Origin of the sequence: Kordiimonas sediminis, assembly GCF_014656395.1 — a bacterium.
GTDB classification, from domain to species: Bacteria; Pseudomonadota; Alphaproteobacteria; order Sphingomonadales; family Kordiimonadaceae; genus Kordiimonas_A; species Kordiimonas_A sediminis.
Genome location: NZ_BNCI01000001.1, coordinates 1,697,311 through 1,713,609, shown reverse-complemented (window position 1 = coordinate 1,713,609; position 16,299 = coordinate 1,697,311). Strand labels below are relative to the sequence as shown.

The window sequence follows — 16,299 nt, the reverse complement described above, 5'->3', positions numbered from 1 at the left end:
TCAACTTCAAAGGCTTAGAAGGGCAATTTCAGCAAGGTAGCCATGCACAAAACGCATAGATTAACCATTCCTGCCATGACCTGAGCCGGCAGCAAACATAGGTATTGCGAGAAAACGGCCTGTTATTGGCGAATTAACCCTACCAAAACAAGCAAGCACAAGGACCAGAAGACTATACCTGTAAGAACGTAAGACCGTGCCATGCGGCGTTCGAACCACAGCCGCGGGCGAAATCCTTTTGCAAGAAAGACAAGCAAACCTGCCAGGTTGACACTGACAATATTAACAGCAAGAAGCTTGAAAGCACCAAATGCCAGCCCCAATTCCCCCACACCCAGCATGAACCCGAAAGTGGCCGCAGGCGGCAGCAAAGCAACCGCAACCATTACGCCCACAAGGGTCATCGACAGACCGGATGTTAGTGACAGAACACCTGCAACCCCGGATGCAGCTGCCAATATCACTCCGTCAAGCCCAACATACGTACGACTCATCAATTCAATACTTTCAGGAACCTCACCCCAAATATATCCGGTAAGCGAGGCAAAGATGATTGACATTATCAAGCCGTTAAGCGCGGTTACAAGCGCCCGCCGCATCAAACTTGTATCGCCAAGGGATGTCCCAAACGCAAACGCCAGATTCGGACCAAGCAGCGGGGCAATCACCATTGCACCAACCACAACGGCCACATTATCCTGCATCAGGCCAATAAGCGCCACCACGGTTGACAAAGCTGCCAGCGTTAAGAACGTACCGTCCGTATTGGCACCAATATCCATTTTATGCATGAGCTCTTCACGGGTATCTGCAGCCCCCCGGGCATCCGGTGCTGGCAGGGTCGCATCAACAGGCATAATGCTGATTCGTGTTTGCGAGGAATAAGACAATATCTCCTGCAATTTATCGATCAGCTTTTGTCGTCTTTTCGGCGTGGTGAGGATGAAAAACATTGCATGATCATCTTCTAGCGTCACACCTTTATGAAAAGACAGGCACTCATACTCGCGTGCAAGCTGTTTGAGTTTAGCTTCGGCTGCAACAGGGGCAGAGATTTGTAACATTTTCAGTGGCATTGATATCCCCCTTTGCCAGAATCAGAATATTGCTTACGGCGACAGGTGTGCGAACCCGTCCTTTAAGACCGCCATCAGCGTATCAGCATCCGCATATGAGAAAACCATCGGCGGTTTGATTTTAATTACTGTATTATGCGGCCCGTCAGTTGACAATAGGATGGCCCTGTCCCGTGCGAAGCTAACTATGTCCCCACCCAGTGTGCCGGTACACTCAACCCCGATAAAAAGCCCTCTGCCCCGAACGTCCATTATAGCTGGATATTCTGCACTCATCTTACGGATTTCGTCCATCAGATAACTGCCTACTGCATCCGCATGAGCGATTAATTGTTTGTCTTCAATCTCAGACAACACGGCTGATGCTGTTGCCATGGAAACAGGGTTGCCACCAAAGCTGTTGAAATATTCCATGCCGTTCGCAAAGGCATCGGCAATCCTGCGTGTCGTCGCAACCGCAGCCACAGGATGGCCATTGCCCATGGGTTTGCCCATCGTCACAATGTCTGGACGTGCTCCCTGTTCTACAAACGACCACATGCCTTTGCCTGTGCGACCAAACCCGACCTGCACTTCATCGGCAATGGCAACACCGCCTGCCCTTTGGACCATTTCAAACGCTGATTTCAGATACCCGTCCGGTAACACCACTTGCCCACCGCACCCTGAAATGGATTCTGCGATCATGGCGGCGGGCCCATCACCACACCGGTCGATTGATGCGAGTATACCTTGCTGAACACTTTCCAGATAGTGATCGATAGGCTCTGCAGCCTGTGCTTCTGGAAGCTTGGCGATATGCACATGATCTTTACGGCCCGTGCCACCCTTACGGTTGAATTTATAGGGGCTAATATCAATCAAACCAGCCGTATTGCCGTGATATCCCCAATCCAGGGTGATGATATCTTCTCTTCCTGTGGCATTGCGTGCCATCCGCAGCGCCAGTTCATTTGCTTCCGACCCACTGCAGACGAAATAGATCACTTCAAGATTATCCGGCAGGGTTGCCAGCAACCTGTCTGAGTATGTCAATATTGTTTCGTGCAGGTAGCGCGTGTTGGTATTCAAAATCGCTGCCTGCTTCGCCATTGCGGTTACAACACGCGGGTTCGCATGACCGACATGGCAAATATTGTTTACACAGTCCAGATACTGCCGTCCCGTGTGATCATAGAGATACGCGCCTTTACCCCGAACTATTTTCAGGGGCTTGTCATAACTGACAGACAAGGAAGGCCCCATAAGCTGGCTGCGCTCCTCCAGCAATTGATCAGGACCTAGCGGGTCATACTTAAAGCTTTCGGGGGCAAGACCCATAATAAAATTCGGGTCAGGTGTTATCTGCTGCCATACATCAACCACAGAAGGTTCACAGGCACCAAAAAAGTTTCCTTCTTCGCCAAGAAGACTTGTCATGACCTGAAAATGTAAATGAGGCGCCCAACCGCCATTGACAGAAATATCACCGATCTCTGCAATTTTGTCCCCTGCAGCAAGCTTTTGGCCGGGCTTTAGGGTCTTTAGGCAAGTCAGCGATAAGTGACCATATAAGGTGTAAAATGGCTGCTTGGTGCCTTCGCCCGGAATACCGTTATGCGCCAAAATGATTGTTGGCCCATAATCCAGTGCCGCATCATTATTCGTAACGCTGACAACAGTTGCATCTAGCGGCGTGTGCACAGACATCCCGGCCGGCGCGAAAACATCGACACCCAAATGCACTGATCGGCTTTCACCAGCCTCTGACTGAAACTGATCCATCTGATAACAGGTTCTGTCTTCAAGATAGGTACCAAGGGCAATCTCGCTACCCTCCCTCGCCATGCATTCAGTAAGCCAGCTAGTATATTGGGACTGATCTTCAATATACTCAGCCCCCCGCGCCCCTTCGCGCATTGACACCAGCGACTTCGCGGCAGACTGGATGTCTATTCCCAGTAAGGAGCGCGCAGATTTTCCCGCGCTTCTGATCGAAGCCAGTACGTTTCGCTGACCATCAAAAATCTCACAGCCCCCAACATGACGGGCAAAACAAGACAGGAACTCCCTGTTCAAACTATCCAGTCGTCTAAGGCATGCTAATGCCGGCGCCTGTGATATAGTAAGATAGTCATTATCAGGAAAGTCCTTTGCCCGGTTTGATGAAATACAGACACTCATCACAAGACGCATTGCAGCCAGATCAAACAGTATTTCCAGTTCTTTGGGCTGCAAAGGGCATACCCCAACATAACCGGAGATTAGCGCCCGCGCTGTCGCATATATATCGTCTGCATCCAGCAACAAGTAGGCTAGCGCGATCGCCAGATCATTCACCGTACTGCCGTAAGCTACATCGCCAAAATCAATCACTGCGGCAACAGAGTCAGGATCATCCGCTTGCATGATGATATTGTGATCATTGGCGTCCTGATACAGCACGCTTTTGCGAAGACCTTGAAGGTGCGGTTTACACCGCAGCTTATAGCGAAAAAATTCTCTTTCTACCAACGCACGGTCGGCAGGGTCCAAAATATCACCAGCAAATGATTCCACCCCAGTTGCATTATCAAGTGACCACATGAAGTCTGGCCGGTGTGCCACCGGACTACCAAAACTTTGTAGGGCTCGGGTTAATCGTCCCAGATACGCTCCAATTGCTCTTACTTGAGATAGTGTGCGAGGTGTATGCGCCAATAACTGCCCCTCAACGAAAGGTAACAGCCGCACGGCATGGGTACCGTCTGTATCCTTCGCGGTAATTTGCGGGATCGACGCTCCGGACAGCGATTTTACGGCCTGTGCAATACCTAACGACGGATCAACAGCTGCCAAATGATCTGCCAGTTCCGCCTGCAATGCCAGAATAGACACATCTTCTGCGGCATTCGCGATTTTCAATACGTATTTTTCACCAGTCGACGATTTCAGAGCAACATTCTGATCGCGGTCACCAACCAAGGCACTGGCCGCCGCGTCAATCCCGTATATTTCACGAACTAACTTCTGGATTTCCGCATCAGAAAATGCTGGTACAGGCGTTGCAAACTCAGACACATTATTCCCCAATCAATTCAAGCCATTCATCTTCTGTCATGACTGTAATTCCCAGTTCCGTTGCTTTTTTCAGTTTGGATCCAGCCCCAGGCCCCGCGACCAGAATATCGGTTTTACCAGATACAGAGCCGGAAACCTTTGCGCCTAACCCTTCGGCACTGGACTTGGCCTCAGACCGTCCCATCTTCTCAAGCTTGCCGGTAAAGACAACGGTCTTACCTGATACTGCACTATCGCTGGATACTACTTCCGCGTCCTCAATCCTCAAGGCGGCCTCCAGCGCATCAAGTGTGGACAGATTATGGTCTTCAGCGAAAAAGTTGATGATGCTGTCCGCAACCTTGTCACCTATCCCGTCGATGGATGTCAATTCACCCCGCGCCAACATATCCCCGTTTGCAGCCTCTTTCATCGCAGTATAAAATACGGCGAAAGAGCCATAATGACGCGCCAATAGTTTGGCTGTTTGCTGCCCCATATGACGAACACCCAGCGCAAATAGAAAACGGTGCAGGCTGACGGTACGACGTTCCTCAATGGCAGCAAAAAGGTTACGCACTGACAAGTCACCCCATCCTTCCCATTTCTCAATAGGGTCAGCGGCATTTCGGTTTATGCTTTCCAGCTCAAAGATATCAGCAGGGGTTTTCACCCACCCGCGCCGGAACAGTTCCTTGACCTGCTTTTCTCCAAGTCCTTCAATGTCGAAGGCATCTCTGGAAACAAAGTGCGCCAACCGTTCCGAAGCCTGTGCCGGGCAGCTCAGCCCCCCGCTACAGCGCACGACCACATCGTCGCCTTCGGCTACCACATGGCTGCCGCATTCCGGACAAGCCTTTGGAAACTCAAACGCACTTGTATCTGCGGGCCGTTTGTCTTTCACAACCTCGACCACCTGCGGAATGACATCGCCCGCGCGCTGGATCACAACTGTATCACCGATCCGCACATCAAGACGTTTGATTTCATCACGGTTGTGAAGCGTCGCATTAGAGACGACGACCCCACCCACAGTAACCGGCTCCAGCTTTGCAACAGGTGTCAGCGCCCCCGTGCGCCCGACTTGAATATCAATAGCCTTCAAAATTGTAAAAGCTTTCTCGGCAGGGAATTTATGAGCAATGGCCCACCTTGGGGCACGGGCAACCATGCCCAGTCTTTCCTGCAGGTCGAGCCGGTCTACCTTATAGACAACACCATCAATGTCATAATCCAGCTCTGGTCGGGCCTGCTCTATCTGATGATAGTGCTCTACCGCTGCTTCCCAGCCGTCGCATTTTTTCATCAAAGGATTAGTGGAAAATCCCCACTTTTGGAACAGCTTGATAACGTCCATCTGGGTTTGCGCATTCAGGCCACTCTCTTCGCCCCACGCATAGGCAAAGAAACGCAGTGGCCGCTGTTTCGTGATCTCCACATCCAATTGCCGGAGCGAGCCTGCAGCCGCATTTCTTGGGTTCGCGAAAACCTTGCCGCCCGATGCCTCCTGGGCCTCATTCAGGCGCAGGAAGTCGGACCGGGAGATATAGACCTCACCGCGGACCTCGAGAATGTCTGGCCATCCCTCGCCCTTTAGGGTTGAAGGCACATCACAGATTGTACGCGCATTCGCCGTTACATTTTCGCCTTCTGTACCGTCACCCCGTGTTGCCGCGATAACCAGCTCTCCCTTTTCATAACGAAGCGCCAGTGAAAGTCCGTCAATCTTTGGTTCAGCAGTCAGGGCAATAGCACCGTCCGTGTCAGTATTCCAATTCAGAAACCGTCTGATCCGACGCGTAAAATCCTGCACGTCTGTGTCCGTAAACGCATTATCAAGGGACAACATAGGGCGCGCATGACGCACCTTGGCAAACTTGCCTTGCGGTGCAACCCCTACCTTTTGCGTGGGACTTGCCGCTGTAACCAGATCGGGAAAACGCTCCTCAATCGCTTGCAAGCGCAGACGAAGCGCATCATAGGCCGCATCTGAAATCTCAGGATCATCTTCCCCGTGATATAATCTGTCATGGTGTTCGATTTCTTTGGTCAGGCGCTCAAGCTCTTTCTTGCTCTCACGACTGGACAGGTCTTCCACAGGATATTTGGACAGATCAACCATAAGATCCTCTATGATACAAGTAATAGTCTATCAGCAGCCGCGCGGGCTTCATCCGTAATTTCTGCACCGGACAGCATACGTGCCAATTCTTCGCGGCGTTCGATATTTTCAAGCTGGCGCACGGCAGTTCTGGTAACAACGCCGTCATCCCCTTTTTCAATCTGGAAATGACTATCACCGCGTGCCGCCACCTGGGGCGAATGCGTTACAACAAGCACCTGTGACCCGTCAGTCAGCCGCTTCAGACGCTCGCCAACAGCATCTGCAGTTGCGCCGCCAATGCCTCGGTCGACTTCATCAAATACCATTACGGGTGTACTGGAAGACCGTGCGAGAACAACTTTCAATGCCAGAATGAACCGGGCAAGCTCACCACCCGATGCTATCTTGACCATCTGGCCAAAGGGGGCACCCGGATTTGTCTGCACCTCAAAAGTCACAAAATCACCGCCATGTCTAGTCCATTCGTCTGGCTCCACGGGTGTCACCACCGTGCGGAAAATAGCCTTTTCCAGTTTCAGTGGTGGTAACTCCGCCATAACCAGTGCATCAAGCTCTGCAGCGGCTTCAACACGCTTCTTGTGCAGGACTGTCACTGCGTCACCCAGCGCTTTTTCCAGCGCCTCAACTTTGTGCCGTGTCTCAGACAAATCTGTATCGCCAGCCTCTAGCGCCTGAATGCGAGCATGCAATTGCTCCCGGAGCGATACCAAATCATCTGGCGCACAGGAATGTTTGCGAGCGAGCCGCCGGATTTCGAAAAGACGTTCTTCAGTTTCTTCAAGGTCTACGGGGTTAAATTCCAGATCCTGCATCAGACCTTCCAGCGCCCCAATACCTTCTCCTAGCTCAATCGCAGCACGGTCTAGAGAATCGTAAACAGGTTTGACCAGTTCATGAGCTGATGCATCAAGACGGTCCATCTTCCGCAAGATATTACGCACTGCTGCATCAATACCCTTATCTTTCATCAGGTCTTTCATGAAACCAGACAAATCGTCGGACAGTTTCTCGCCCTGCATCATCATGGTGCGCTTTTCTGACAGGGCTTCTTCTTCTCCCTCTGTCATACCTAACAGGTCTAATTCCTCCACCGCATGGCGCAAATACTCTTCGTCCTTGCGTGCAGCTTCGATTTCTGCTTCTAGCGACCGTAAATGTTTTCTGGTTTTCTCCAGCTCCCGGAAAAGATCGGATACGGTTTTCGCCTCAGTCTCGTATGCCCCGTACGTGTCCAGTAAACCGCGGTGAGCTGATGCTTCGAGAAGTCCCCTGTCATCATGTTGACCGTGTACCTCCAAAAGAAGAGAGCCGACTTGGGACAACATGGTTTGTGATACAGGCTGATCATTGATCCAGGCACGGCTACGGCCATCAGAGGACACCTGGCGCCGTAACAGTAGCGTGCCGCCACCAGAATCCATGCCCTCTTCTTCCAGTATTATACAAGCGGCATGGTCAGGCGCTACGCAGAATTCAGCAATCACTATACCCGTGTCCTGCCCCTGCCGAACAAGGGCGCGGTCAGCACGACTGCCTGTTGCAAGGCCCAGAGAATCTAGAAGGATGGATTTACCAGCGCCAGTTTCACCCGTCAAAACGGTCAAGCCGGCCTCGAAATTCAAGGTCAGCTTGTCAATCAGAACAATATCACGAATGCTGAGGCTCGCCAGCATCCTGTTCCCCCTTACCGCCAGTTGAACGCGTTACGAAAACGGCCAAAGTTTACTCAGCCAGCTTTTATTGGAATATTCTGGTTCGATCTCTTTATCCGTCATCAAAGCATAACTGTAACGATACCACTTCGTACCGCCGTAGTTATGGCCAAGAACGGCTGCTGCCATTTGTGCTTCTTCGTATATACCAAGTGCCAAATTCACTTCCACAAGGCGGTGCAGGGCCTCTGGTACATGAGAAGACGTCTGATAGTTCTCCACCACCTGCCGGAACCGCAGTGCCGCCGCAAGATATTCATGGCGCTGCAGGTAATACCGCCCTACTTCCATGTCCTTCCCTGCAAGGTGATCGTTTGTAAGGCCAAGCTTGATGGACGCATCTTTCGCATATTCGCTTTCAGGATACCGGCGGATAACTTCGGTCAAGGCATCACGCGCCCGGATAGTCTCCTCAGCATCACGGCCTACATCGCTAATCTGCTCATAGTGACACAGAGCAATCAGATAATAGGCGTACGGTGCCCCCTGGTTACCCGGATGGAGCTGCAGGAACCGCTGTGCTGCCAAAATAGAATCATCGTAATTATTGCTCATATAATGTGCATACGATGCCATCAACTGCGCCCGGCGTGCCCAGACAGAATATGGATGCTGGCGCTCGACTTCATCAAATGTAATAGCCGCAGCTGTGAAACGCTTCCGCTCCAACAAATCTTGCGCCAGATTATAGAGAACTTCCACATCCCGAGCGACATAACGATCTTCCTCTTGCGATGAACTACAGGCCGCAAGACTAAAAAAAGTAGCCACGATAAGGGGAATTTTGATCCAATTGGACGTCATAAGTCTCTGTCTCCAGCTTGGCAAAGTGGTTTCACGTTTCTTTAGTAGAAAATCCCTTGCCGAAATTCTACTATTAGTGTTTATTACTATTTGATCGCTCCCGCATGAAGGGATCGCGAATAGTACCTTGGACAATCCTCTAGCACATGATTTTGCTGCTTGCCAGAGTGGATTGCCCCTATTCCCGCGGGTTGACGCTCAAATCGGTAAAACAACACATGTGGGGAAAGTCTTGTGACACCAGATTTTGGCGAAAAAACGAAGAAGTTGGAAAAACATATTGGCCAACAACTTCGGTCTATTCGGGTGGATAAACATCTAACGCAAACCCAATTGGGAACCATGGTCGGCGTATCATCACACCAGATACACAAATACGAACATGGTCATAATCGTATCAGCGCAGGCCAACTATTCATGCTGGCCAACGCCATGGGTGTGTCGGTCACACGATTCTATCATGGCCTGCGCCCCTTGCCCGATACTGCGCTGGCATCAAGCGCTGCATCTATGTCGCAAAGCCTTCGACCGCATACCCGTATCGAAGAAGCCGTAGTAGATTTGCTTGATGCCATAGAAAACGCACAGCACCGCAAAAAATAAAGGGGTGGCAATCGCCACCCCTTCACACAATCTGAAGATATCCTCTGACTTAGGAAGCCAGACGACGCAGTACGTAATGTAGAATGCCGCCGTTACGGTAGTATTCAACTTCGTCCGCAGTATCGATGCGGCACAGTACCGTTATGTCTTTCTGAGAACCATCAGCATAATGAATTGTAACATTCACATCCTGGCGTGGCTTGATCGTGCCCGCAATACCAGTTACGTCAAACGTTTCAGTCCCCGTCAAACCAAGGCTTTCACGGCTGTCACCGTCTTTGAACTGAAGTGGAAGTACACCCATACCAACCAGGTTGGAGCGGTGAATACGCTCAAAGCTTTCAACCAGTACCGCCTTGACACCAAGAAGGTTCGTGCCTTTCGCAGCCCAGTCACGGGATGAACCCGTACCGTATTCCTTACCGCCGACAACAACAAGCGGAATACCAGCTTCCTGATACTTCATAGAAGCATCATAAATGCTCATCACTTCGCCCGTTGGCTGATGTGTCGTCCAGCCACCTTCTGTACCAGGTGCCATCAAGTTACGCAGACGCACGTTTGCGAATGTACCGCGCATCATTACTTCGTGGTTACCACGACGAGAGCCGTAAGAGTTGAAGTCTTTAACCGCAACACCTTTGGACTGCAGATACGCACCAGCAGGGCTATCTGGCTTGATCGCACCAGCAGGGCTGATGTGGTCAGTCGTGATACTGTCACCCAGAAGTGCCAGTGGACGCGCGCCAGTGATATCAGACGTTGGTCCAACATTCAGGCTCATACCCTGGAAATATGGTGGGTGCTGAATGTAAGTTGAGTTGCTTTTCCACGCAAAGGTTTCACCCTCAGCAACAGGAATTGACTGCCACTCTGGCTCACCATCAAAGACGTTTGCGTAACGCTCGATGAACATTTCACGACTCAGAGATTGGGAAATTGCTTCCTGAATTTCAGCATTTGACGGCCAAACGTCTTTCAGGAATACGTCATTACCGTTTTTGTCCTGACCAAGCGGTTCAGTAGTAATGTCGATCTTCACGTTACCGGCGATAGCGTATGCTACAACAAGTGGCGGTGACGCAAGGTATGACGCCTTAAGGTCCTGACTTACACGGCCTTCAAAGTTCCGGTTACCGGACAGAACGCTCGCACAGACCAACTGGTTGTCATTGATTGTCTTGGAAATTGGCGCAGCAAGTGGGCCAGAGTTACCAATACAAGTCGTACAACCGTAGCCAACCAGGTTAAAGCCAAGAGCATCGAGATGCTCCGTCAGGCCAGCCTTGTCGAGATAGTCAGTGACGACCTTGGAGCCAGGCGCCAGGGATGTCTTCACCCAAGGCTTACGCTGCAGACCAAGTTCGTGGGCTTTTTTAGCAACCAGACCAGCCGCAACAAGAACACCCGGGTTAGACGTGTTTGTACAAGACGTGATCGCAGCAATACCAATGTCGCCGTGACCCAGTGTGTAGTCTTCGCCTTCAACCTTATACTGGTTTTCGTCGTCTTTCTTGCCAGCTTTTGCCAGAACCTCATTCACGAATGAGTTGGCAACATTATCAAGATCAACGCGGTCCTGTGGGCGGCTTGGGCCTGCAAGCGCTGGCTTAACAGTAGAAATGTCTAGCTCAAGTGTTGTTGTGTACACTGGCTCTGCACTATTGCCGTCACGCCACATGCCCTGCTCTTTGGCATATGCTTCAACCAGTGCAACGGTTTCTTCGTCGCGACCAGTGAAGGTCAGGTAATCAAGTGTTGCTTGTGACACAGGGAAGAAGCCGCAAGTCGCGCCGTATTCTGGACCCATGTTTGCGATTGTCGCCTGATCAGCCAGTGTCAGTTCGTCCAGACCTTCGCCGTAGAATTCGACAAATTTGCCGACAACGCCAAGCTCACGCAGCATTTCAACAACGCGCAGAACGAGGTCAGTAGCCGTAATGCCTTCACGTAGCTTGCCAGTTAGTTTGAAACCAACAACTTCCGGGATCAGCATAGATACAGGCTGGCCAAGCATTGCTGCTTCCGCCTCGATACCACCTACACCCCAGCCAAGAACAGCAAGGCCGTTAATCATTGTCGTGTGACTGTCTGTACCTACGCAGGTATCAGGGAAAGCAACCGTGCGGTCACCCTCTTTTTTCGTCCAGACAGTTTTCGCGATATACTCCAGGTTAACCTGGTGACAGATACCAGTTCCAGGAGGAACCGCATTAAAATCTTCAAAGCTGTTCTGGCCCCATTTCAGGAATTCATAACGCTCTGCGTTACGTTCCATTTCCAGATCAACGTTTTCTTTAAAGGCAGTCGCAGTGCCAAATTTATCAACCATTACAGAGTGGTCAATCACCAGATCGCACTGTGCCTGTGGGTTAATCTTGGAGGCGTCACCACCCATGCTCTTGAGACCGTCACGCATTGCAGCAAGATCAACAACAGCAGGAACGCCTGTAAAGTCCTGCATCAGAACGCGAGCCGGACGGTATGCGATTTCCGCAGTTGACTTGCGCTCTTTCTGCCAGTCCGCAAGCGCCTGAATGTCGCCAGTCGTGACGGACACGCCGTCTTCGTAGCGCAGTAGGTTTTCCAGTAGAACTTTCAGAGTATATGGCAGGCGTGAAACGTCACCAATCTTTTCAGCCGCCGCAGCAAGGCTGTAATAGTCGTATTCTTTCCCACCAACGGTCAACGTACGGCGAGTACCAAGAGTATCATGAGACATAGATATCCCTCCAGATTAAAAGGGTTGGGAGAGCAACAAACACTGACACTTGCTGCCCTTGTAAAAACTCAGCCGCCTTATGGCAAACTCTTGCCCAAATTGCAACAAAGACTCCCTATTTTCTTCACAATCATGCCCATTTATCCCTGCATCCTGCAGGTGTTGAAATATTATTATGCAGATTAGAACTGGAAAATGAAAATGACTGTCTTGAATTTACTGATCATTGCCGGGCTTGGATATGTTGCTTTCGCTGGTATTCGGTCCAGTCTTGAACGGACCAAGCGATATTTTTAAAGCAGAAGAAACTGCCCCTGATATTTTTTAAGCGCGCTTACTTCCTGCCCCTCTGAACCAAAGAAGGGCAGCCTGTTACAGCCACCCTTCCCAAAGCACCTAAGCCATCAGGCATATCTACTTAGCTGCGCAGGCTTCCTGTGCGAACCGCTCGGTTTCAGCCTCATCCCAACTGCGATAGCCCGTGAAGCTTTTCGCTACTTTGCACCGTATCTCTGAACCCGACAGGAGAGTATCTGCCGATAGCTCTTTCAACAGGTCCGCCCCCACGAGAGGCTGCCCTTCCATGCGAACGCCACCATCAGCCAGCGTATCAAACACCATGCTGCTTGCCTCAGCCTGGCCAAAGGGCTGCCATTCAGGATACGCACCACCCCCTCGACCGGGTTTACCAGTACGCGCAAATTCTGCCCAGTAAGCGTTCATTGCGCGAGAGACAAACCACCGACCCTCAGCATTTTCATCGTCATATAAATAGTCCGGGTAGTCCCGGTTGATAAACTGACCAAACACAAAGGATATCTCTGCACCGTGAGATGCCCCCAGAATGTTAGGCAGATCCACACCGAAAGGCGTTGCCTGCTCGTCCCAATCAAACCGGTACGCATAAATATCTTTGGCACCCCCTGCCTGCATCAGGCCAAGCGGCTTATCGACGCCCGAGATAATCCATGCCTGCGAGCCGTAATATGATAAACGATCATACAAGTCCTGGTCGATTACATTTGGTCTTTGCAACAAGTCTTTTTCAACCAAAGCCGGATTCACAGACTGATAGAGTTTATTTTCATCCCGGTTCGCCCCCATAATCACAGGCACCTGATTATAGGTACCGGACGCCAGCAGGTCATACGGGTTTTCAAACGGGATAATCACCCCGTCCCGAATAACATTTGGCAAACTATAGGAAATATCTTCCGGCTTACTTTTGTAGGCTGCCAGCAGATCATCCGGCGACAGGCTCCGCAAAAACTCCAACTGTTCTTTCGGAGCCAGCGACTGAATATCAGTGCCGGTTTGTTCAGACAGCTTAGCCAAAACATCAGTGCTATTATTCGCAAGGCCAGGCGCAGTTGGATGTTGACGGGAGTTTTCTGCTTGTGCCCGCGGTGTCGTCATACCAGAACCACTTTGAACGATTGCCCGGTGAAACAGTCCCTGTGCCTTAGGCGAGATTAACAAGCCAAATGTATTCCGGCCGCCAGCACTTTCACCAAACAGGGTCACGCGGTTAGGGTCACCCCCAAATTCGGCGATATTTGTCTGCACCCATTCCAAAGCCTTGATAACATCGGAAAGTCCAAAATTGGCAAGATCAATACCATTATCACGCAGAATACTGCTGCTGAAATAGCCGAAAGGACCCGTACGGTACCGCACACCAACAAGGATTACGTTTTGTTCGGGCACTAGCCGATTAAGCGTCAGATCACCCGGCGCACCGTAGCGATTTGCCCCGCCGTGCACCCAAACCATCACGGGTAGATTTTTGCCTTTGGCATTCTGTGGTGCACTAATATCCAGATACAGACAGTCTTCGCTACCGACAGCAAGACCGCCAGCATTTTCACCAAAGGACGTGCCCGTGCTGACACAGTCAGGGGATTGATAGGGCTGGCGCACACCTGACCATGGGTCAGCTTTTTCTGCTTCTGTCCAGCGCTGCGTCACTTTACCGAACGGAACACCGAGCCACATATCAGCATCGTTTGGAGACCGTATTCCAATAACAGAACCGTCAGCTGTTTGACGAACAAGATCAGGAACAGGGGTCAGGTCCAGCTGCGGGCTGTCATCCTTCAACTGACGATATGCCACAATAGCGATGACCACCATCAGCAGTCCCACAATATTTTTTACCGATAAGAATTTCATAAAGCCCCATACATCCAGATAAAACTGCAGCATGCTAGTGCAAACATACTAAAAATTTCAACCAAAACCGACACTTGGGAAAAGACAGATTTACCATAAAGAAAAAGGGGCACAAAACGCGCCCCTGCTTCACCGCTACAAAATCACTGACGAAGACTAAAGCTCACCCCGTACCAGTTTGTCATAATCAAACATCAGGTTTTTAGTGATCTCGCCGACTTCAAAAGAGTATGGACCGATTTCGCTAAGAGGTGTTACCTCGGCAGCTGTTCCAGTCAAGAAAGCCTGTTCAAAGCCTTCCATTTCCTCTGGCATGATCGCGCGTTCTATCACTTCATAACCCCGCGCCTTTGCCAGATCAATCACTGTACGGCGGGTAATACCGTCCAGGAAACAGTCTGGGGTAGGTGTATGAATTACACCGTCCTTCACGAAAAAGATATTTGCACCTGTAGCCTCAGCGACCTGGCCGCGGTAATCATACATCAGGGCATCGTCATACCCTTCTGACTCTGCTTTATGCTTGGACAGCGTACAGATCATATACAGACCAGCAGCCTTGGCAGTAACCGGTGCAGTTGCTGGGTCTGGACGTTTCCAGTCAGAGATTGCAATCCGAATCCCCTTCAAGCGTGCCTCTGGCTCAAAATATGATGGCCACGCCCAGCAAGCAATCGCCACATGGATCGTGTTTTTCTGCGCTGCCACACCCATCATTTCACTACCGCGCCATACAACAGGGCGGAAATAGGCGTCTTCGAGGCCACTCATTTCAAGGAGCTTGTTACAGGCATCATTAATGTCTGCCTGCGTGAACGGGATAGTCATGCCGAGCTTTTCTGCGGAAGCGAAAAGGCGCTCTGTATGCTCTTCCAACTTGAAAATCTTGCCATTATAGGCACGCTGACCTTCAAAAACAGAACTGCCATAATGCATGGCATGGGTCAGCACATGGACTTTTGCATCTCTCCAGGGAACATACTTCCCATCCATCCAAATTGTGCCATCACGGTCATCAAAAGCAGCAACAGACATTCTTTTTCTCCGGAACCTTACTACTATAAAATATCATAAATATGTTGATCGGCGTAACATTGTGTCGCATATAAGTCAATATAACTGACTTAAATTGCTGGCAATAATACTCATGCAAACGAAAATTCCTAGTTCTAATTTGTACCTTCGTGAAGAAGAGCTCCGCAGCGGGATCGAGCTCCTGTATTTTGCGTATCGTGATTTTACCCGCGACCCTGATGATATTCTATCTAAATCTAATTTCGGCCGGGCTCATCACAGAGTTTTGTATTTCGTTGGGCGCAATCCCGGTACTAGTGTATCCGGGCTTCTGAGCATCCTAAGGATAACAAAGCAAAGTCTGTCCCGTGTGCTGGGTCAGCTTCTAGAAGAAGGCTATATTATCCAAAAGGCAGGCACAGAAGATCGCCGACAACGACTGTTATACCTGACAGATGAAGGCGAAAGGTTTGAAAAAATGCTCTTTGACACCCAGCGGGAGCGCGTTGCACAGGCATATCGCAAAGCTGGTCCGGAAGCTGTTTCAGGTTTCTGGGAGGTCCTTTTAAACATTGTTGATGAAGACAAACGGGATGCTGTTCTGGGGCAAATTGAAAAATAGGCGACAAGAAAGACCCTCGATGCCAGATACGCAACCTATGCCCGAACCACAATCAACACCCCCAGCCGAGACACAAAAAACAATCGCAGACTGGGCCAACACGGCATTTGGCCCGGTTATAGACCAGACAAAACTTGTTGACCGTGCTGCCATAGAGCTGACTGAACTGAGGGAAGCGGTGCAAGCTGGCCAGACCAATGAAATAGGTCATGAGACAGCAGACGTGCTGATTCTTTTATACAGATTACTGGAACTGAACGGCCTGTCCGTTTCACAGGTTTTAAATGATAAAATGTCCATCAACCGGCAGCGAACGTGGGAACGCGCGGGAGACGGCACAGGTGGCCATAAAGCCTGAAGGCAGTGTTCGGCTGCAAGGATAGAGGGTCGAAATTATTTGACCTTTCGCCCAACCGCCCTAAAACCATAAA

At 50.5% G+C, this 16,299-nt stretch carries 11 protein-coding genes; 3 read left to right on the top strand and 8 right to left on the bottom strand.

Features of this window, described 5'->3' with window-relative positions; translation table 11 throughout:
* Positions 1-122: 122 nt before the first annotated feature.
* The 5 genes from IE181_RS07550 to IE181_RS07530 are packed head-to-tail and all read right to left on the bottom strand — an operon-like array spanning position 123 to position 8,735.
* Positions 123-1,076 carry a TIGR00341 family protein gene (locus IE181_RS07550; RefSeq protein WP_191251422.1) on the bottom strand — a complete coding sequence of 318 codons (954 nt, stop codon included), beginning with the start codon at positions 1,074-1,076 and terminating at the stop codon, positions 123-125.
* A gap of 33 nt (positions 1,077-1,109) precedes the next feature.
* Entirely contained in the window at positions 1,110-4,115 is a 3,006-nt protein-coding gene (locus IE181_RS07545) for an aminotransferase class III-fold pyridoxal phosphate-dependent enzyme (protein WP_191251420.1), read from the bottom strand.
* A 1-nt stretch (position 4,116) separates the two neighbouring features.
* Entirely contained in the window at positions 4,117-6,216 is a 2,100-nt protein-coding gene (gene ligA / locus IE181_RS07540) for an NAD-dependent DNA ligase LigA (RefSeq protein WP_191251418.1), read from the bottom strand.
* Between the two features lie 8 nt (positions 6,217-6,224).
* The gene (gene recN / locus IE181_RS07535; RefSeq protein WP_191251416.1) at positions 6,225-7,892 is read right to left on the bottom strand and encodes a DNA repair protein RecN; all 1,668 of its coding nucleotides are present in this window, start codon (positions 7,890-7,892) and stop codon (positions 6,225-6,227) included.
* Positions 7,893-7,922: 30 nt separating this feature from the next.
* On the bottom strand, positions 7,923-8,735 hold the full coding sequence (locus IE181_RS07530; protein ID WP_191251414.1) for an outer membrane protein assembly factor BamD: 813 nt from the start codon (positions 8,733-8,735) through the stop codon (positions 7,923-7,925).
* A gap of 234 nt (positions 8,736-8,969) precedes the next feature.
* Between IE181_RS07530 and IE181_RS07525 the strand changes: the two genes are divergently transcribed.
* Positions 8,970-9,338, top strand: a complete 369-nt coding sequence (locus IE181_RS07525; RefSeq protein ID WP_191251412.1) for a helix-turn-helix domain-containing protein — start codon at positions 8,970-8,972, stop codon at positions 9,336-9,338.
* A 49-nt stretch (positions 9,339-9,387) separates the two neighbouring features.
* Here IE181_RS07525 and acnA read toward each other — a convergent pair whose 3' ends face one another.
* The 3 genes from acnA to IE181_RS07510 all read right to left on the bottom strand — a co-directional run bounded on the left by acnA (position 9,388) and on the right by IE181_RS07510 (position 15,267).
* The gene (gene acnA / locus IE181_RS07520) at positions 9,388-12,060 is read right to left on the bottom strand and encodes an aconitate hydratase AcnA (protein WP_191251409.1); all 2,673 of its coding nucleotides are present in this window, start codon (positions 12,058-12,060) and stop codon (positions 9,388-9,390) included.
* A gap of 414 nt (positions 12,061-12,474) precedes the next feature.
* Positions 12,475-14,232, bottom strand: a complete 1,758-nt coding sequence (locus tag IE181_RS07515) for a carboxylesterase family protein (protein WP_191251407.1) — start codon at positions 14,230-14,232, stop codon at positions 12,475-12,477.
* A 156-nt stretch (positions 14,233-14,388) separates the two neighbouring features.
* The gene (locus IE181_RS07510) at positions 14,389-15,267 is read right to left on the bottom strand and encodes a branched-chain amino acid aminotransferase (RefSeq protein ID WP_191251405.1); all 879 of its coding nucleotides are present in this window, start codon (positions 15,265-15,267) and stop codon (positions 14,389-14,391) included.
* 112 nt (positions 15,268-15,379) lie between these two features.
* On the opposite strand from IE181_RS07510, the gene IE181_RS07505 reads away from it, so the two are divergent.
* A complete protein-coding gene (locus tag IE181_RS07505; RefSeq protein WP_191251403.1) occupies positions 15,380-15,868 on the top strand; it encodes a MarR family winged helix-turn-helix transcriptional regulator in 489 nt (162 codons plus the stop codon).
* Positions 15,869-15,887: 19 nt separating this feature from the next.
* The gene (locus IE181_RS07500) at positions 15,888-16,226 is read left to right on the top strand and encodes a pyrophosphohydrolase domain-containing protein (RefSeq protein ID WP_229819224.1); all 339 of its coding nucleotides are present in this window, start codon (positions 15,888-15,890) and stop codon (positions 16,224-16,226) included.
* Positions 16,227-16,299 lie beyond the last annotated feature (73 nt).